Raw genomic sequence first — 19,067 nt, 5'->3', positions numbered from 1 at the left:
GATCGTGCCGCAGCTAGAGAGCAGCGCCGGTGCCAGCGCCGCTTCAGAGCGTCAAAAGCCGGTCGCCTGGATCGCCCCGCCCGTAACAGCGCTTGCCTCGTCCGAAACCAAGAACGCGATCAAACGCGCGATCGCACTCGCGGAAACCCAGGTTTCCGTGTCTGCGTTAGGCATGGCCTCGCGATTTTGTGGAGTGTCGATCGTTCCAGGAAGGATGCAGTTTGCGGTTATCCGATTAATTCTATTTTCGGCGGCGATAGCCTCCGTGAGGCGAATTACCGCCGCTTTCGAAGCTGCATATGCGGACTGATGGCTACCTGCCTTCAATCCTGGTGCCGCAGCGACATGTACGATACGGCCATGCTTGCGCTCCTGCATTCTTGGCAAGACGGCAGCACTAATCGCGTAGGCCGATCGCGCGTTCAGGGTCATCAAGGCGTCCCATTGATCGATGCCGAACTGATCGACAGGCCCCATCTTGAACCCGCCGACCGTATTTACCAACGCGTCAATATGACCAAAACGATCATGCGCTCTCCGCACGCCGTCTTGACACGAGACAATGTCGGTCAGGTCGACGTTGTCTAGTCCAAGAACGTCCATCTCAGGAGGGAGGCTTGCCAACGCCTGCGAAAGCTTCTCCGGAGACCGCTCGACGCAGACAAGGCGTGCTGGCGACAAGGAAAGCTCCTGGACGACCGCCCGGCCGAGATTTCCTGCCGACCCCGTAATCATGACCACGAGCTGTCTCATTTCGCCTCCAGGAGTTTGGCGATCTTCAATCCAACGGTGTTGTCGTCGATCGTTTATTATGTGATCCGGATTACGTAGTCTAACCTTTCGGACCACGTTTTCATCGGGCCAAAGTTTTGAAAATGACGCGATGTGAAAATCGGTGACAGATTCCACTATGCTACGGGTAATGGGTGAATAGATGGATGAAGATTGGTAGGTAATGTGTTGATAGCGATAGCCGTTCGGGCTGGCATATATGCACGCGAGTAACGAGAGTCGTGGTTGAAGTCGCCTGAGTAAATCAGGCACCCTGCGATGCCAAACATCGACAAGACAATGACCGACGCCGGGAGGCCGACGGAGGCCTTGTACTCCGCACTATCCGGATATTTCTGCTGCTTTCGCATAGTCGTCTCCGTAGGTAGTTATTTCGCTTGATTTAGCAAGCGTAAGCTTAACGTGCCTGGAGATATTGGATGATTGCCGGAGACTTGGACAAATTGTTTGCGAATCGCGGAAAAGCGAAATTTTGGACTAGTTGACCGCGCAATTGCGGTACTGCATGTGCCGCGAACAATCGAAGCTCTGAAGTGACCGATCGGCCTCTGATCCTTCGCTTCGCCTGACCGCCTACCGGCGGAGAAATTGCCCGAGAGCACAGGAGTATCTAGGTATGGCGTGTCTCTCTTCGGCAGCAATCTTGCAACGCAGTGATACAGGAGAAACGAGCGGGGTTGCACAATGGCTATTCAAAGTTCGATTATCCCACGTTTTAGCGCGAGAGCGACAGCGTGCGTTCGATCTTTTGCACCAAGTTTCGACAGGATATTTTTCACGTACCCCTTTACTGTTTCTTCTGTAATGGAAAGGCTGTTTCCCACAGCCCTGTTTGAATTTCCCCGAGCAATTAGAGAAAGCACGTCAACTTCGCGAGGTGTGAGAACATCATCCGACGCATGTTGAGCAAGATTTTGGGCGACTTTCGCATGGATGTGCTTCTGGCCACGGTGAACAGCCCTTATGGTGTCAGGCAGCTCGGTACGAACCGAACTTTTCAAGAGATAGGCCTGGGCCCCGGCACTTATCGCCTTGCTGGCAAGCTGGTCACCCTCGTAGGTGGTGAGCACGATGATCCGAGCTGATGGGAAGCGGCTTTTAATGACACCAATCGCCTCAAGCCCGCCAAGCCCCGGCATTTGAAGGTCAAGTAAAAGTATATCTGGCATTAACGACGAATATAGAGCCACAGCCTGAAGGCCGTCAGACGCCTCGCCCACGACGTCGATATCGCGGTGGCCAGAGAGTAGCGCTCCAATGCCTTCACGGATTAGCGGATGGTCATCAGCCATTACAACGCGTATAGCGGGACCCTTGGTCATATCTTTAGACCCCGACCCCGATGCGCAGCCACTTTCAATATCAATTCCACAGTAGTTCCGTCCCCGGCACTTTGGATCATCAGATGAGCCCCAATATTTTCGGCTCTCTCTTTCATCCCGGCAATGCCCCATCCGCCGCCAAGCGGTTTTTTCCGGTCAGTATTCGAACGAATGCCCGATCCGTCATCTCTGACAACCACCCTCAATTCGTCTTTCAGATAACGAAATTCGCATTCGATGAGTTTTGCGCCAGAGTGCTTAAAAGCGTTTCGAATGGCCTCGCTAACAATGCGATAGATCTGCTCGTTTACGGAAGGATCCAATGGATACACTTGCCCATCTATTTTTAGATCGAAGGCCGCCGCGAGCGGTGTATGCGCGAGTTCGATTCCGACCTTTCGAACCGCCTCCGCTATGTCGTCACGCGTAGATTCTCTCAACGCTTGAACGGCATTTCTTCCTTCGATGATGGCGTCGTCACTTTTTTGCAGCACAATGTCCAGCATCGTTGCCGCCTCGGCAGCCTTTGCAGGAAGAAGATGGCGAGCTGCCTGAAGCCTGATGGTCAATCCTTGAAAACTCTGCAGCAGTGTATCGTGAAGATCACGTGCCAATCGATTTCGTTCGTTTATCCGTTCCTCAAGACGAACCCGATAATGGGCAGCTACTTTGGAGACCTGATAGCGATAGATTGCGGCAAGCAAGCTAATTATGGCGCCCGCGGAAATCGTTCTGAACCACCAGGTTGTCCACCATGGCGGCATCACTGTTAAAGCGAGTACCGCCCCGGGCATGTTCCACACCCCTCTCGTTGTTGCCGCTTGGACCCGGAGAGAAAAGTCGCCTGCTGGTAAAGCAGCGTAACTGATAGATCTTTGCTGGCTGGTGACCGCGTGCCAGTCCATGTCAAAGCCCACCAATTTATATCTGTATCGAGTTGTTTCTGGGCTCCGGTAACTCAAGGCTGAGAACGACACGGCTATATTGCTTTTGTCGAAGGGCAACCGTACTGACGGTCTGGAGAGAGACGGATCCAGCAAAGCGCCATCAGTCCCATTCGCCAGTTGAATATCAGTAAACACAAGAGGCGGGACGTACGTCTCGTGACCATGTTCCGTATGACGATTGACTGTACCACCGCCAAATCCTCCGAAGTATACAGCGCCGTTCTTGCCAGACGCACAGGCATTCCATCCAGTCAAGTCATCTCCGGGGAGGCCGTTGGCCGTCGAATAGTTATCGAATGTTAGGTCATCAATATTGAGCTTCGATACGCCACGATTTGTGCTCATCCAAAGGACGCCATCTCCATCGCTCACCAGGCAGCTGACGGCGTTGCCAGCCAATCCGGCGGTATCAAAAAATTTGTCGGACTTTCCAGTCTCGGTGTGGAATCGATTGAGCCCGTTCTGCGTCCCTATCCAAAGCAACCCACGTTCACCAACATAGATACTGTTGATGGTATTGTTGCTGAGCGAAGTCGGATCAACTGGATTATGCTTGAACTCCCGGAAGCCGTGCGTCTCGGGGTCAAAACGTACAAGCCCGTTCGTGGTGCCAAGCCAATAAATGCCATCCGCGTCTACCACAATCGAAAAGTACAATTCTGCACTCGCATTCGGATCACGCTTGAACGTCTCGAAATGCTCCGTTGCGGGATCAAATCGGACGATACCATTCCAGGTGCTCAGCCAGATCTTGCCGAAATTATCGAAATGAATCCTCGAAACGATGTCGCTGCTCAATCCATCCTTACGGTTCGCGTCGTAGCGATAGGATTTAAAACTGTGGGTGTGAGGATCGTAAGCAAATAACCCGCGTCCGAGGGTCCCTATCCATATCGTGCCAGCCTTGTCTTCGGCAATCGAAAGCACCTCCAGCGTAGATCCTGGTCCGGCTGGCGTTAGCACTGAAATGCTTTGACCGGCCGGATCTAGGCGGTTCAGGGCTCCCCCCGCTCCAAGCCAAACCGCCCCAGTGCTGTCCTCGAAAATGGCATTGACCAGGCTTTCTCCGAGCTTGTCGACGTGTCCTGGAAAAGGCCAGAGCTTTTTGAAGGGAGGGGCTTCTCTTGGAAAAGTGTTGGGCGGGCTAGCGTGTAAACCTGTCCAGATGTTCCCTTCAGCGTCCTCGAAAAGGGTGATTACACGATTTTCAGCGAGACTTTGCGGATCATTGGGATCGTGAGTATAGCGGATAAACTTGAACTCATCGCGGTCGAACCGCAAAAGGCCGCCCCCCATTGTCGCGAGCCATATGTCACCCCCAGCCGTTTCCAGCATGGAATAAACGCCAGTAAGACTTCCATCGGAAACATCGTCCTCAAACGAATATCGAACTACCTTGTTCGTCTTGCGGTCATAGGTCGCCAATCCGTTGCCGGAGCCGTAGATTATCCAGAATATCCCATGCTTGTCTTCGTGAAATGAGAACTCACGCACTTCTTGTCTCAGAGGTATCCGAACTGTGACACGACCGGTATCGCGATCGAAAGCCTCCAGTCCAGCGCTGTCTGCAACCCAGAATGTTCCCTCGGCGTCTTCTCCGGTGGATTTGACGTCGCTGCTTGCAAGAGAGGTTGGGTCTGACTCGTCATGAACAAATCTGGTCGATACACCTGTCTTCGGATCAAGACGGAACAGACCTTGGCTTGTCGAAAGCCAGAGGTTTCCTATCCTATCCTCGCTAATATGGATCACGGTGGGGTTTGAGGGGTCGAATGAGTAGTGCTTGAAAGTGCTCGTGGACTTATCAAAAGCGTCAAGAAATTGATCGCTGCCAACCCATATTGTTCCGGAATGGTCCTTGAAGAGCGCCCAAATGAAGACGCCACTCAAACTTCCGGGCTCGCCGGGTTCATGCTTGAAAACCTTAAATCCATAGCCGTCGTATCGGTTGACACCGTGTTGGGTACCGAACCAGAGAAAGCCGTCGTCATCCTGCACAATTTGGGAAACGCGCGTCTGTGAAAGCCCCTGAGACAGCGAAAGCTTGCGAAACCTGATATCGGCCCTGTCCTCAACGTGTACACGTTGAAACGCGGGCTCAACGATGGCTTCGACCACTGTCGGGCGATCGGATGCTGCCCATACGTCGCTCATCCCAACCAAACTGAAGACCAAAACGATTAACGCCGACAATGCACAAGCGAATTGCCGGTCGACGAGCACTTCATTAGATTGCTGGTTAATCACGCGCAGAACTCAAGTGAGTGTTCAAGCTCAATCGTGCTGTTTCGCCCTGGATTTCCGAAGCGCCAACATTTGAAACATCGATCAAGTCAAAGGCTTCCTTATCGCCTCGATGAGTGCCATCAGCTGTTCGGTTTGGCGAACCAGCTTTCGGGTGGTTTGCCGAGCTCGTTCCACGTTCGGCTCACCGCTGCTGTCCAGCCAACGCATGTTTGCATGCACGCCGATAGCGATCAGGCCAATCAACCCTTCAATTTCATGGACCACAATATCAGCTGAACACTTTTCCAAGCTCCCCGCGCCTGATTCAATTGCGTCAGAGTAGTTGTGACGCTCTCCCAACGGTGAACAGAGCTGACCTTCGCGACGATGAAAGAATGGCTGTAACGTGTTCATTGTCAATCCAACTTTCGGCTGCCTAGACACACCGACACGAATACCAGGATCCGTTTGCGGTTTTCACGTAGTCCGTCTTTGGATGCAGCTTACGGCCAGAATTTGCCAGGTCCACCCCCTAAAGGGGGGTACGAAAAAATTCTCGCTTGAGCCATTTCACTCCATCCAACGCTAGAAAGACCTGGCCGAATGAAATGAACCGCTGATGTGTTAAACCAAGGTCCAGACGCCGCGCTACTTGAGTATGATTTTGGAAAGGGGGCGACAGCGCTAGCTTTTGTGTCTCGGTCAATTAAGGGCCAGCAAGAGGAGATACGAAACGTGGAAAACCGGTCGGCAAAAAATCCCCTGCGAAAATTGTCGTTGTGTTACGCGGTTGCGAGTGCGATCGCCCTTTCGGCCTGCGCGACGACTGAAGACAAGGTCGCTACCAAAGAAGACCGCCTGGCCGCTGCGGGATTCATCATAGGTCCGGCCAATACGCCAAAACGAGTGGCAATGCTGAAACGAGCTCCAGCAAATAAATTTCTGAAAAGCGTTCACGGTGACAGCGTCACTTACATTTATGCAGATCCGGTGGGTTGCAAGTGCCTTTATGTTGGGTCGCAGGCTGCCTATGACCAGTACCAATTCGCCTCACAGCAGGCGAAGGTTGCGAACCGCAATCTGCTCGCTGCCGAAATATATTCCGACAGCTCATGGAACTGGGGAGACTGGGGGCCATGGCGTGCGGGCTACAATGGGCTTAACGGACCAGGATTGGGGTGGTGACGACCAGGTTGGCGATACCGCCCGCTTGATCGCCTTCGCCGAAAGGGCCAAACGACAAATCGAAGTTTGGGACGGATTGGGTCTCAGTGCGCATAGCTTGACCTGTGTTCCCCTTCGAACCGACGGAACAGTGGCCGGACCTTTCAGGTCTCCAATACGTGTTCGAACAATTTGGTGGTGATCCTCGTGTCGAGTAAGATGTCATGACAGAAAAGACGTTCGTAATCATTTGCGCCCTCGGCGTCTTAGTTCTCGCACCTGCTTCCTCAAGAGCAACAGGCTTTGAATGTCCTCAACTTAACGATCTTCACACGCCGCCGCTTGCCATGGAAATCGAAAATGTCTTGCCGAAGGGGCTTCTCCTTGAGCAGCCCAACGAATTGTCATCGGCAATCACGCTCCTGCGAGAGCACAAAATGTCCACTGACAACACAATCAATCATATTGTCACCTTGTACTGCCCGGCGATCGCGTCAGACGCGAGTCTTTCAGACTATGAAAAAGCCGACCGCATGCGTCAGTTCGCACGCCGGGCCACGAGCCTCGCACTATCAATGAACCGGGAGCAGGACATTATCTATGACGTTCCGCTGAACGCGAACCTCGCCGAGGCGGCGAAGGTTGAGGCGGAGAAAAGTGGGTTGACTGTCGAGGAGTGGATCGCAAAGACGGTCGATGATGCAATCCCATAGCCGTTCGTACATCCAGCGGCTCACTACCCGCCGTCTGGCGACGAAAAACGGCGTAGGCAGTCGCCAAAGCTATTGAACCCTACATGGCGCAAACGAACAGCACGCCGAATGTCACGGTCCATAGTTTGACTTAAACACGATCCAACAAATCTGGAAGGAGTGCCAATTCGTGGCAATGATTCTCTGCGTCCTTTATCCCGACCCAACAACTGGCTACCCGCCAAAATATGCCCGAGACGACATCCCGGTTATCACGGGTTATGCCAACGGCCAGACGGTGCCATCTCCACAAGGAAAACTGGGGTTCATTCCTGGCGAACTTGTAGGCTGCGTCTCAGGTGAACTTGGGCTTCGGCCCTATCTGGAGGCCAACGGTCACGAACTGATCGTCATCAGCGACAAGGACGGCTCGAACTCCGAGTTTGATCATCACCTTCCCGACGCTGATGTCGTCATCTCACAGCCGTTCTGGCCTGCGTATTTGACCGCCGACCGCATATCCAAGGCCAAAAAGCTCAAGCTAGCGCTCACAGCGGGCATTGGGTCGGATCACGTCGATCTCAAGGCTGCGGCAGAGCATGGGATTACAGTGGCCGAGGTGACATTTTCCAACAGTGTGAGCGTTGCAGAACACGTAGTGATGATGGTGCTGTCGCTTGTCCGCGATTACCTTCCTGCGCACGAGATTGCGAACAAGGGTGGCTGGGATATCGCCGATTGCGTCTCCCGCAGTTACGACCTGGAGGGCATGCACTTCGGTACGATCGCAGCTGGACGTATCGGGCTCGCTGTGCTGCGTCGCCTCAAGCCATTCGACGTCCATCTGCACTACTACGATCCCCACCGGTTGTCGGCCGACGTAGAGAGAGAACTCAACCTTACGTACCACGACACGCCCCAGTCGATGGTTAAGGTATGCGACGTCATCAATCTGCAAACGCCGCTCTATCCGTCGACCGAGCACATGTTTGACGACAAGATGTTCGCGCTCATGAAAAGGGGCACTTATCTCATCAATACCGCACGCGGAAAGCTTTGCGATCGTGACGCGGTCGTGCGTGCGCTTGAAAGCGGAAGGCTTGCCGGATACGCAGGTGACGTTTGGTTCCCGCAGCCAGCGCCCGCCGATCACCCTTGGCGGACAATGCCTCATCAAGGCATGACGCCACATATGTCAGGCACTTCTCTCTCCGGACAGGCCAGATACGCCGCTGGGACCCTTGAGATCCTAGAGGACTTTTTTGAGAAAAGACCCATTCGCCCGGAATATCTCATCGTCGACGCCGGTAGTCTCGCGGGCACCGGAGCTGCCTCTTACAAGCTTGCCTGAGCCGCTTGGGGTGGCCGTCAAAATGTCGGCGGCAACCTATGGCCCGATCTCCACGAACTTGGCATTCCGGCATCCGCACCGTCGCACATCACCCGGAGATTCTCGTGGCGGTCAAAAATACATGCAACGGAGCGGGTCCTTGGCGATCCGTCACGATCGCACTTAACTTTCGAGGCGAACATGAACCAACCTTCAAAAACTGGCGATGGTGCGCACTCCAGACCAAAAGTCGTAATCATTGGCGCTGGGTTCGGCGGCCTCTCCGCGGCCAGAGCACTTGAGAAAGAAGCGGTTGATATCACTGTCATAGACAGAAGAAACTTCCATTTGTTTCAACCCCTTCTCTACCAGGTCGCGACCGCCGCGCTCTCGCCCGGGGACATCGCTTGGCCGATACGCTCCGTATTTTCGAATAGTGATAATGTCGAAGTCCTGATGATGGACATAAATTCCGTCGACATTGATTTGCGCACTGTCGGCGATGGGACCAATTCGATCCCATATGACTATCTGATAGTTGCCACCGGGGCGACGCATGCCTACTTTGGCCATGACGATTGGGCGCAGTTTGCGCCCGGCCTCAAGACGATGGAAGACGCCCGATCACTACGCGATAAGCTGCTATCAGCCTTTGAACACGCGGAGCTCTCTTCCAATGAAACTGAGCGCCGCAAATACCTAACCACTGTTATCATTGGTGGAGGGGCGACGGGCGTTGAGCTTGCTGGAGCGCTTGCAGACCTATCGCATCGAACGCTTAAGGGCGAGTTTCGTGGAATCGACCCAAGTGAAATGCGCATTGTATTGATCGAGGCCGGACCCCGCCTTCTATCGGCCTTCCCCTTAAGCCAATCTGACCGCTGCGTTCGATCGCTTCGAACAATGGGGGTTGAGGTAAAGCTCGGGAGCGCAGTCACCAGCTGCAGCAGCGACGGTGTGGGCCTATTAGACGAGCACATCGATGCCGCAACTATTGTTTGGGCCGCTGGCGTTCAGGCATCCGCGGCAGCCCAGTGGCTCAAGGTCAATCACGATCGGGCAAACAGGGTTCTTATCAGTGAAGATCTATCGGTGCCGGGCCATCCGGACGTGTTCGTGATCGGCGATACCAGCCATCTCAGCGTTGCGAAAAATCCTGTCCCAGGAGTCGCCTCTGCCGCAAAGCAGATGGGCGCTTATGTTGCAAAGGTCATTACAGCAAGGGTGAGAGACCGGCCCCCTCCCCCACCTTTTGTGTATAAGGATCCGGGCAAGCTAGCCGTTATTGGCAGGAAGTCCGCCGTCGTTTCAATAAAAGGGGTCAAACTTTCGGGTTTCCCCGCTTGGATATTTTGGTGCCTCGTTCACATACTTTTTCTGATCGATTTCCGGAGCAAACTATCCGTGACGTTCAACTGGGGCTGGAGCTTTATCACCCACCAACGTAGCGCCCGCCTCATTTCCGATAGATTTCAGCCAGCGCGACCAAAGTCCTCCCGCCTTCACTGACGCTCAAATTGCTTTGTTGCGCCTGCGGGCCATTTGCATTGCTATCAAGCTCCGGATGATACCAAACCAAAGTATAGATGATTACCAGGAGAGCCTGAAATACATTGATCCGGATCCTGCAAATCCCGTTCTGACTCTTTCGGTCCACTAGTCGGAAAACCGGCAAGTCAAAGACATATGTTGCATACCAAATGAACCGGGATCAAAGCCCTTTTTCCGATGTGACAGTCAGCCATTCATCAAACGCTGCATCCGCTCACCAGAGCAGGACACTCAAAACAATGGTGATATCAACAGTGCGACAGCATCATATCAATATAAGTCAAATGACCACCAGGTTGGTGGTCGTAGGCCTATTTGCCGACTTTTCAGTTGCACTGATAAAATTTGCAGCAGCGTACCTCTCTTCAAGTTCGTCAATGATGAGCGAGGGAGTTCACTCCCTGATAGATGTTTCGACCGGATTGATATTGCTTTACGGAATCGCAAATTCTAGACGGCCCCCTACGCTCGAGCACCAGCTTGGTTATGGTCGAGAGTTATATTTTTGGAATTTTGCTGTCGCGATCCTTATCTTTTCGCTCGGCGCCGGAGTCGCCTTCGTGGACGGAATCCATCAAATGCTGCATCCGGTCCAACTTTCCAACGTTGCCATCAATTTTGCAATCCTAGCAATCTCGGCAGTAGTAGAAGTCGCCTCGCTCACGTACACAATCCGATCGATTGACAGGAAGCGCGGTCATCAAAGCTTCCACCGGTACCTCTATGTTCGCCGCGATCCGACATCCCTGACAGTGGTTTTCGGCGGAGAAGCGTCCATCCTCGGATTAGCGATAACAGCGATCGGTACGGCACTTTCAATAACGCAGAACAATCCGATCTACGATGGTGCCGCTTCCATCGCCATTTCCGTAATTTTGGCAATTGCTGCAGTAAAGTTGGCAGCAGAGAGCAAGTCTCTACTGATCGGAGTTCCAGCGGACCCAGCCGTCGCCGCCGCAATAATGGCCGATGTCGCCAGCAGTCCAGCGGTATTGGCCGTCAATGGAGCAACAACGGTGCATCTGGCGCCGGAGCAGCTTCTTGTCGCGCTGAGCGTATGGTTTCGGGAGGATATGAGAAGTGGAGAAATAGAAGAGGCTATCACAGCAATTGAGGACAGGTTTCATCGTGAACGTCCGGAAATCATCATGCTTTTTGTAACTCCTCAGACGCCAAAACGTTACAGGCAACAGCAGACGTATGCCATGCCGACCGTGACAAAACCCCAACTCGAAACGGGGGTTCACTGATGAACGAGTTGGAATATGGACGCTCTTACGAGGAATGTGCTTCGCCCGAAAAACAAGGCATGGAAACCCCTGATTTGACACGCGGCAGCCCGGCAGAGGGGCCAAGGAAATCGATGGTGGTGCACGGAAAAAAAGCGCTGATGCTCGGGACTGGGATTGCATCTGTTGCCATCGTTTTCGTCCTTGATTTGAATATCCCGATGCAAGGGATCGCACCACTGCTTTACATTGCATGTCTCATTGTTTTTGCCCAAGTAACCACCCAGCATGGCACATTGCTCTTAGCTACCGTCATCTGCATCCAAATACTGGCCTCGTACGGCCACAGCCACGAGAACGTGGGTGATCTACCAGCGATATTCAAGCTGGCCCTATCGTTGGGTGTCTTGTTCACGGTGTGTGCAATGATTTCGTACAGCAAGGCCCTGGGGAGCCGACTTGCGAGCTCGACTGTAAGGCTGGTGCGCAGCGAAGCCAGTTTTATGGGAATGTTCAGGGAAAGTGAAACGGCTCTCTGGCTGCAGGACTTTTCCGCCGTGCGGCGTTATCTCATGGCACTGAAATCAGAGGGGGTGACTGATCTCCTTGCATATGAGCGATCGCACCCGGAACTAGTCAGCCGAGCCATCAGTCAAATTAGAACGAGAGCGATCAATCAGAGCGCTGCCTGTCAGTTCGAAGGGATTGCTCTGAATGAGTCCACCTTCCTAGATCTGCTGGAGACCATTTTCACGCAAAGAACTCATTTCGAAGACGCGGCTTCCACAGCTGGCGCCTTGGATCGGCGGTTACGAATGCGCATTAATTTCCCCGAGAATACCTTGATGTTTGACAAGGTGGTCGTTTCACTTACCGATTGCGCTGCCTCCGACGGTTTGAAACCGTTGTTAGGCTTGAGTGACCACGAACATGGCTTTGCAAAAGTCAGCAATTACAAAATTGGCTTGCTCGGAGGCTGATTTCGAAACCGGCTTGCTTGGGAAGGGAGCTCTAAGCATCGTCATGGATGGTGGGCCCCGAGAGGATGTGTCGCTTGCAACGAAAAGTTTATGAGCCGAAGCCTGTATAGACGATAGCGCCCCACTCTTGGACGCTCGAGCCGCAAGCAAAGCTTCTCGATTGATTATGCCAAGCATCGTCGCCCGTATCATCTTAGCAGGCTCTTTAATGACTTATCCCTATCGGTTGGCCGACGGCCGCTGCGACCCAGCTCCTGAACTCGCGGGCAAGTACGATCTTCGTCGCGGTGCTGACGCGCTGCGCCCGCCATGCCGCGATTGAAACGCTTGAGGTCTGGGGTGGAAGTTCTTCCACCATTGTCAAGCTCACCTTAAAGGCACCCGATGCATGGGCGTCGGCCACAGAAATTGCCAGACGCATTGCCCGCCTGGCTGGAATTGAGGACGCCCTTCCGGTTTTGGCGAAAGGTCGTCGACAAGCCTACGGAAGGATCTGCCACCGCCTGTTGAAGCCAGAACCTGGACAGACAGCCATCGGTCAATCAAAGCGGCGAAGCTTTGCCGCCGACGCCCGCTCAAGGCAATTCCAATGTCCACAAGACGGTGACGTTCTCACGGGCCTGCGGTCGTCCGCCTTGGCAGACGTCATAGACCGAGACTAGTGTTTCGGCTGCCGCCTCCGAAGGCGGATGGAATAGTGCGGGATTTGCAGGTTCAACGAAGGCGTGTGCCCTTAGCCGCCTTCCAACCGCAATCCGGATAGCCGAAAATGCGGCGACCATTCTCGATCGCCGCATTGATGCATCTAAGTAGCCGCGGATCAGCCTTTGATAAAAGCAAGCAGATCCGGATTAATGACATCCGCATGGACTGTCAGCATACCATGGGGATAGCCATCGTAGAGCTTCAAGACGCTATCCTTAATGAGCTTGTGTTGAAGCAAGCTGGCATCCTTGTACGGTACGACCTGGTCGTCGGTCCCTTGCGTTACCAACGTGGGAACCCTGAACGCCTTGAGGTCGTCTGTCTGATCTGTCTCGGAGAATGCCTTAATGCCGTCGTAGTGGTTCTTGGCCCCACCCTCCATCCCCTGACGCCACCAATTGTCGATCACGCCCTGCGAAATCTTGGCACCAGGTCGATTGAAGCCATAGAACGGGCCTGAAGCAACGTCGAGGTAGAACTGTGCACGATTGGCGGCAAGCGCTTCCCGATAACCATTGAAAACCGCGATCGGGGTGCCGTCTGGGTTGCTTTCCGTTTTGACCATTATCGGGGGCACGGAGCTAACAAGGATTGCTTTGGCAACGCGTCCTTGGGGCTGGCCATATCGGGCAACATATCGGGCCACCTCGCCACCGCCGGTGGAATGGCCAATGTGAACAGCGTTGCGGAGGTCAAGGTGTTCAACCACGGCGTTTGCGTCTGCTGCGTAGTGGTCCATGTCGTTACCCTCACTCACCTGAGAGGAACGACCGTGACCGCGACGGTCGTGGGCGACAACTCGATAGCCGTGGCTAAGGAAAAACAGCATCTGGTTATCCCAATCGTCGGAGGATAGTGGCCAGCCATGATGGAAATGGATCACCTGGGCATCCCGCGGGCCCCAGTCCTTGAAATAGATTTCAACACCATCTTTTGTTGTGACAAACTCTTCGGCCATAGGGCTCGCTCCTTTGAACGTATCGGTGGGCTTTGCTCTCGCTGCAAAGGCCGGGGCGGCCATGGCAAGCGAAACGGTTGCTCCAGCTATCAGGGTCTGACGCCGAGAAAGGGGGAGGGAAAATTCACTGGTCACTACAGGCTCCATCTCGAAATTACGCCGGATTTTCGGCTTGGCCCTCGTGTCAAACATAACCGCGAGATGAACCCTGCTATTGTCGATTCCTCGCGTTCTTGGACGTTGAAGTGGTGCTTTTTTAGCGATGTCGGAGGGTAGCGGAAACTGTTCTCTTCCGTTTATATCGGCTTGATGCGGCAAGTTCCCAGCGTGAAAGAGCGAACTTGGAATTCGCCCGTTTGCCCTTTTCTGACATCCGCAGGATTGCGTAGACGTTTCATTCTTCCCGCAAAGAACTGCAACTTGGATAACACTCACTTCTACGGGAGGTGTTGCGGCAACAAGAGAATGATGGCGAAGCTGCTACGGCCATGGCCTCTCTCTAAAGTTAGACGACCACCCTACCCGCCAGCCGCGTAGCAATGTCAGATAGTGAGCTTGAGGGAGATCAAGATCATCAAGATCAGACCAAAAAATGCTATCACCAGCGAGGAAACTACGCCCCAATGCGTGAAGCAAAGGGTACCACAAATGACCCCGAAAATGAACGAGAGCCAAGATGTCCCATGGACGAACGCATGCGCGAATTCTCCTGGCTTCCTCAGGGCATGCGCGAGCGACTGACCGAGGCCGAAAAGTGAGCCGGTTATGAAACCCTTTCCAGCGTCCGTGCCAGATATATTCTGATGCATGACATTTTGCATTCCCATCATAAGGGCTGTAAGGGTCAATGCGGCAGTTGGAAAGCCGCGGATTGCTAAGCCGATTGCGATGGAACACAGCACAGCTTCGCCGACAAGCAATGCAATTAGGGGTTTTCGGGCGGCATCGAAAATTACCGTCCCGACAAATGAGCCGAGCACAAAAATTCCAATAATGTAGCCAGCATGAATCATCTGGCCCCACTCACCAACTGCCAAGGTCATTCCTAAGTGCGTGCTGTTTCCACTCATAAATGACACGTAAAGATGGTCCAGTTGGGCGTATCCGACGGCATCAAGGAAACCGGCCAATGCTGTAGCAAGCCCTGCAAAAAGCAGAGTGGTCCTTGCTCCGAGGAACGAAATGTGTGCGGCGGGTGTCGTTAGGGGATTGCTGGACATTATTTTTCGCTCTCGCGGAGGAACGCCCGCCGCTTTGGATACAGCAGCGGGCGGTTTGGCTAGCGAACGACCGCCTGGTGGCTCTGACGAAGCGCACTCATTGCGGTGTCATCTAGATTCAGGTGGCCTCGAATGAGGTCCGGTGGGGTAAGTGCCATCCATTGATTGAGCGAAATGTCGGTGCAGAACCTGCTGTTGAAGACATTGATCACTTTCACCGGCGTGGTACCCGTATTTTCAATGTAATGTCCAAGGGTTCTGGGCACGAAGCCAACATCACCGGCTCGGTAATTGAACGTACGCGCCTTCGACGTCGCGTCGAACACAGTCATCCGTGCCTCGCCTTCGATATAATACTGCCATTCGTCCGCATCTGGGTGCCAGTGCATCTCTCGCATTGCTCCCGGTTCGATTTCAATGATCAGGGCAGACAGCGTCGTCATAGGGAAATTCCGCGAGTCGATCGACTTCACCGTTCCCCCCGAATAGCTTTTCGGCTCGATCTTGGATGCTTGCAGGACGTATGGAAGCGGCGGTGGGCTATATGGTAACTGGCCTCGGACAACTTCGAGTGGCTGAGGTACCGGCTGGCGGAAGATGTATTTCTCCGCCTTAGGGATGTTTGCGAAATGCGAGCTATCGATGCCAAAGTTCTTTGCCAGGACGCTCGGCGGCGTGTGAGCCATATATTCCGTGATCAGTAGCGTTTCGTTTTCCGAGAAATTGCCGTCATCGAATACCAGAAGAAACTCGGTTCCCTCGCCTAACCCCTGGATGGCATGTGGTATTCCAGCCGGAATAAGCCAAACGTCCCCTGGATTGAGATCGTCGATCGACAGATTGCCCTCCGGATCGACGACATTCAGTCGCGCGGTTCCTTGAAGGATGTAGGCCCACTCGGCTTCTTTGTGCCAGTGCAATTCGCGGACAACGCCTGGTCCAAGCCGCATATTCACGCCAGCCATCGACTTGGAAACGGGAAACTCGCGAAGAGTCACCTCGCGTGCCCAGCCACCGTCCTCTAGGCGATTATGGGCCATTCCAAATGGAAACTTCAGGTTCGGAATCGAACCGTTATCGGTCTCTGGTGGTAGAAAGACATCGGGATTTTGCAGGTCAAGGGCCAGATTTCTTGGGCCGAGATCATCTGCACCTCGGGTTCCTCGAATTGGCTCGATGCTTGCTTGGTCGGTCATGATGATGGTCCTCTTTGATAGGGTGTCGACACCGCCTCGGCGGTTTGAATAGCCCGAATTGAGAGCATCCGTGATTGCTAAATCGAGGCTGCTCAACGAAAGCAACCTTCGCAGTATATATTGATAACTTATTGTCGAAACCTTTTGAAAATGGCAGTTTTTCTTTCTTACTGAAAAAGATATTCTTATGACAATATGAGAGGTTTCAGACAAATTGCATAGCATCAGACAATACGTAAGTGCTTTCGGGCGGCAAATGACACGTTGCGGCAAGCCACCCAACGTGTCGGCCTACACCTATGTATGGTATACGGGGCGGAGCGGATAATTAAACTCGCAACCGAATGACAGCACGCCTCAAGGGCCAATCCCGTGAGACGACTCTCTCTGCGGTCAAGATTTGAATTCTATAGCTAAAGTTACTGCGAACTCCGTTTTCAAAGTGGAGCATGAGATGACTAAGAAGCGCCCCGACGGTATTGAGAATTATGATGAGCCAGCCGGTGGCTGGGGCGCACTTAAGGCAGTGGCGGTGACCCTTAAGCACGAGCAAGTGGTGCTGCAAGGTCCGCTTACCCTTTTGAAGGCAAATCAGCCCCATGGGTTCGATTGTCCCGGATGTGCATGGCCGGATCCTGACCATACCTCCGCATTCGAATTTTGCGAGAACGGTGCCAAGGCGATCACATGGGAGTCCACATCAAAGCGGGCGGGCCCAGACTTTTTTGCGCAGCATAAAGTCGCGGAACTGTGGACTTGGAGCGATTATAGCCTTGAAGACACCGGCCGCTTGACCCATCCAATGATCTACGACGCGGGTGTCGACCAATTTGTACCCATTGAATGGCAGGAAGCGTTTGATCGCATCGGCGCGGAGCTGCGAAACCTGCCCGATCCCGACCAAGCAGAATTTTACACGTCGGGAAGAGCTTCAAACGAAGCTGCATTCCTGTATCAGACGTTTGTACGAGCTTTCGGTACAAATAATTTTCCCGACTGCTCCAACATGTGTCACGAAGCAACATCAGTTGGACTGCCACTTTCAATCGGTGTTGGAAAGGGGACCGTAACGCTCAAGGATTTTGACCATGCCGACATGATCTTGAGTGTTGGGCATAATCCGGGAACTAATCATCCCAGAATGATGACGACCCTCCATGATGCATCCAAGCGTGGGGTTCCAATCGTTGTTTTCAATCCGCTGAAAGAACGTGCGCTTGAGCGATTTGCCGCACCACAAAACCCGATTGAAATGGCGACAATTTCATCTACGCCTATCGCATCATTGTACCTTCAGGTGAAGGCAGGCGGAGATCTCGCGGCCTTGAAGGGCATGATGAAGTTGATCTTCGAACGCGACGAAGCTGACCTAGTAGCAGGGGGAACTGGCGTGCTCGACCGGGAATTCATCGCGGCTCATTGTGTTGGCCTAGATGCGTTAAAGGCCGATATCCTTGCTACTGATTGGGCGCAAATCTATCGCAAATCTGGACTTCAGCGGCAGGCACTTGAGATCGCTACAGACGCTTACCTGAAAGCGAAAAACGTTATCGCTTGTTACGGAATGGGCATCACTCAGCACTCTGTCGGAACAGACATTGTACAGCAGCTTGTCAATCTCTTGCTACTTCGCGGGAACATGGGGCGCGAAGGCGCGGGGATCTGCCCACTGAGGGGACACTCCAACGTCCAAGGCGACAGAACTGTTGGCATCACCGAGATCCCGAACGCTGCATTGCTGGAAGGGATGGAACGGGCATTTGCATTTCGTCCGTCTGGGAAGAAAGGGCATAACGCGGTCGAGGCAGTCAAGGCGATAATCGATGGCCGGTCGAAGGCTCTTATATGCCTCGGCGGCAATTTGGCCGTCGCCATGTCAGATTCCGATGCAACGTTTGCAGGCATTCGAAGGCTAGACCTTGCGGTTTACCTTGCGACCAAGCCGAACCGGTCGCATTTGCTCACGGCCAAAACGACAATCATCCTGCCTGTTCTTGGTCGTACTGACCAGGACTTGCAAAAATCTGGTCCTCAGTCCGTTACCGTGGAAGACTCCATGTCGATGGTCCATGCATCGCGGGGATTTCTGAAGCCGCCCAGCGAAAAGCTCATGTCAGAACCCGCCATCATAGCCTCAATAGCGAAGGCAACCCTGAGGGACAAATACGCGATTGACTGGGACGAACTCATTGGCAATTACGATCGGATTCGTGACAAAATCGAAATTGTGTTTCCTGACTTTTATGATTTCAATGGACGGGTGAGGAAACCTGGTGGGTTTAGGTTGGATGTACCAGCCTCAAGGTGCGAATGGCACACAGCGACCGGCAAAGCCAATTTTTTGGTTGCTCGGGGTCTAGAGGAGGACCAGCGCATGGCAGCGCCTGATGCCCTCATCCTTACTACCCTCCGAAGCCACAGCCAGTACAACACGACGATATATAATCTTGATGATAGGTACCGGGGCGTTTTCGGACGACGCGATATCATCTTCATGAGCAAGGGGGACCTAGCCTCTCGAGGCTTGGCGGAAGGCGATCGCATCGACGTTCTCGGTATTGAACTAGGCAGCGACGTCGAGCGCTCCGTCTGCGGTTTTACTGCCGTGGAATATGACTTGCCGATGGGGATGATCGCTGGGTATTACCCCGAAATGAACAAGGTAATAGCGCTGTCAGATTACGACACCCAATCGGGCACCCCTGCCTATAAAGGAGCTCCGGTCCGGGTGCGCAAATCCGCTTAACTTATCAGT

The 19,067-nt window shown here is 53.4% G+C and carries 14 protein-coding genes; 7 read left to right on the top strand and 7 right to left on the bottom strand.

The features are described 5' to 3' along the window. Positions 1-51: 51 nt before the first annotated feature. The 4 genes from CPY51_RS30435 to CPY51_RS32415 all read right to left on the bottom strand — a co-directional run bounded on the left by CPY51_RS30435 (position 52) and on the right by CPY51_RS32415 (position 5,701). On the bottom strand, positions 52-753 hold the full coding sequence (locus tag CPY51_RS30435) for an SDR family NAD(P)-dependent oxidoreductase (protein ID WP_111164091.1): 702 nt from the start codon (positions 751-753) through the stop codon (positions 52-54). Between the two features lie 731 nt (positions 754-1,484). Continuing rightward, positions 1,485-2,114: a response regulator gene (locus tag CPY51_RS30430; RefSeq protein ID WP_111164090.1), complete on the bottom strand. Its 630-nt coding sequence runs from the start codon at positions 2,112-2,114 to the stop codon at positions 1,485-1,487. After that, a complete protein-coding gene (locus CPY51_RS30425; RefSeq protein ID WP_111164089.1) occupies positions 2,111-5,308 on the bottom strand; it encodes a ligand-binding sensor domain-containing protein in 3,198 nt (1,065 codons plus the stop codon). Before CPY51_RS30425 ends, CPY51_RS30430 begins: the two co-directional genes overlap by 4 nt. A gap of 81 nt (positions 5,309-5,389) precedes the next feature. Next, entirely contained in the window at positions 5,390-5,701 is a 312-nt protein-coding gene (locus tag CPY51_RS32415) for a hypothetical protein (protein ID WP_146260208.1), read from the bottom strand. A gap of 321 nt (positions 5,702-6,022) precedes the next feature. Between CPY51_RS32415 and CPY51_RS30415 the strand changes: the two genes are divergently transcribed. The 6 genes from CPY51_RS30415 to CPY51_RS30390 all read left to right on the top strand — a co-directional run bounded on the left by CPY51_RS30415 (position 6,023) and on the right by CPY51_RS30390 (position 12,233). Further along, complete coding sequence (locus CPY51_RS30415) at positions 6,023-6,472, top strand: hypothetical protein (RefSeq protein WP_206607271.1); 450 nt, start codon at positions 6,023-6,025, stop codon at positions 6,470-6,472. A gap of 203 nt (positions 6,473-6,675) precedes the next feature. Then, positions 6,676-7,164: a hypothetical protein gene (locus CPY51_RS30410; RefSeq protein ID WP_111164087.1), complete on the top strand. Its 489-nt coding sequence runs from the start codon at positions 6,676-6,678 to the stop codon at positions 7,162-7,164. A gap of 169 nt (positions 7,165-7,333) precedes the next feature. Next, positions 7,334-8,494 (top strand): NAD-dependent formate dehydrogenase, encoded by a 1,161-nt coding sequence (locus CPY51_RS30405; protein WP_111164086.1) that lies wholly within the window; start codon positions 7,334-7,336, stop codon positions 8,492-8,494. A 180-nt stretch (positions 8,495-8,674) separates the two neighbouring features. Continuing rightward, a complete protein-coding gene (locus CPY51_RS30400) occupies positions 8,675-9,982 on the top strand; it encodes an NAD(P)/FAD-dependent oxidoreductase (protein ID WP_111164085.1) in 1,308 nt (435 codons plus the stop codon). Positions 9,983-10,263: 281 nt separating this feature from the next. Then, positions 10,264-11,274, top strand: a complete 1,011-nt coding sequence (locus tag CPY51_RS30395) for a cation diffusion facilitator family transporter (RefSeq protein ID WP_195909659.1) — start codon at positions 10,264-10,266, stop codon at positions 11,272-11,274. Continuing rightward, on the top strand, positions 11,274-12,233 hold the full coding sequence (locus tag CPY51_RS30390) for a hypothetical protein (RefSeq protein ID WP_146260207.1): 960 nt from the start codon (positions 11,274-11,276) through the stop codon (positions 12,231-12,233). The genes CPY51_RS30395 and CPY51_RS30390 overlap by 1 nt, the downstream gene beginning before the upstream one ends. An 820-nt stretch (positions 12,234-13,053) precedes the next feature. On the opposite strand, the gene CPY51_RS30380 is transcribed toward CPY51_RS30390, so the two are convergent. The 3 genes from CPY51_RS30380 to CPY51_RS30370 form a co-directional block, all read right to left on the bottom strand. Continuing rightward, a complete protein-coding gene (locus CPY51_RS30380) occupies positions 13,054-14,043 on the bottom strand; it encodes an alpha/beta fold hydrolase (protein WP_195909664.1) in 990 nt (329 codons plus the stop codon). A gap of 395 nt (positions 14,044-14,438) precedes the next feature. Continuing rightward, positions 14,439-15,116, bottom strand: a complete 678-nt coding sequence (locus CPY51_RS30375) for a YoaK family protein (protein ID WP_111164081.1) — start codon at positions 15,114-15,116, stop codon at positions 14,439-14,441. A gap of 59 nt (positions 15,117-15,175) precedes the next feature. Further along, complete coding sequence (locus CPY51_RS30370) at positions 15,176-16,312, bottom strand: cupin domain-containing protein (protein ID WP_111164135.1); 1,137 nt, start codon at positions 16,310-16,312, stop codon at positions 15,176-15,178. Positions 16,313-16,766: 454 nt separating this feature from the next. On the opposite strand from CPY51_RS30370, the gene CPY51_RS30365 reads away from it, so the two are divergent. Further along, entirely contained in the window at positions 16,767-19,058 is a 2,292-nt protein-coding gene (locus CPY51_RS30365; RefSeq protein WP_111164080.1) for an FdhF/YdeP family oxidoreductase, read from the top strand. Positions 19,059-19,067: the final 9 nt, after the last annotated feature.

The sequence above is a fragment of the Arminella tubonensis genome (genome assembly GCF_003240585.1).
GTDB lineage: Bacteria > Pseudomonadota > Alphaproteobacteria > Rhizobiales > Rhizobiaceae > Rhizobium > Rhizobium tubonense.
Note: the sequence above shows the minus strand (reverse complement) of the source record. Positions and strands in the feature narration are given on the sequence as shown.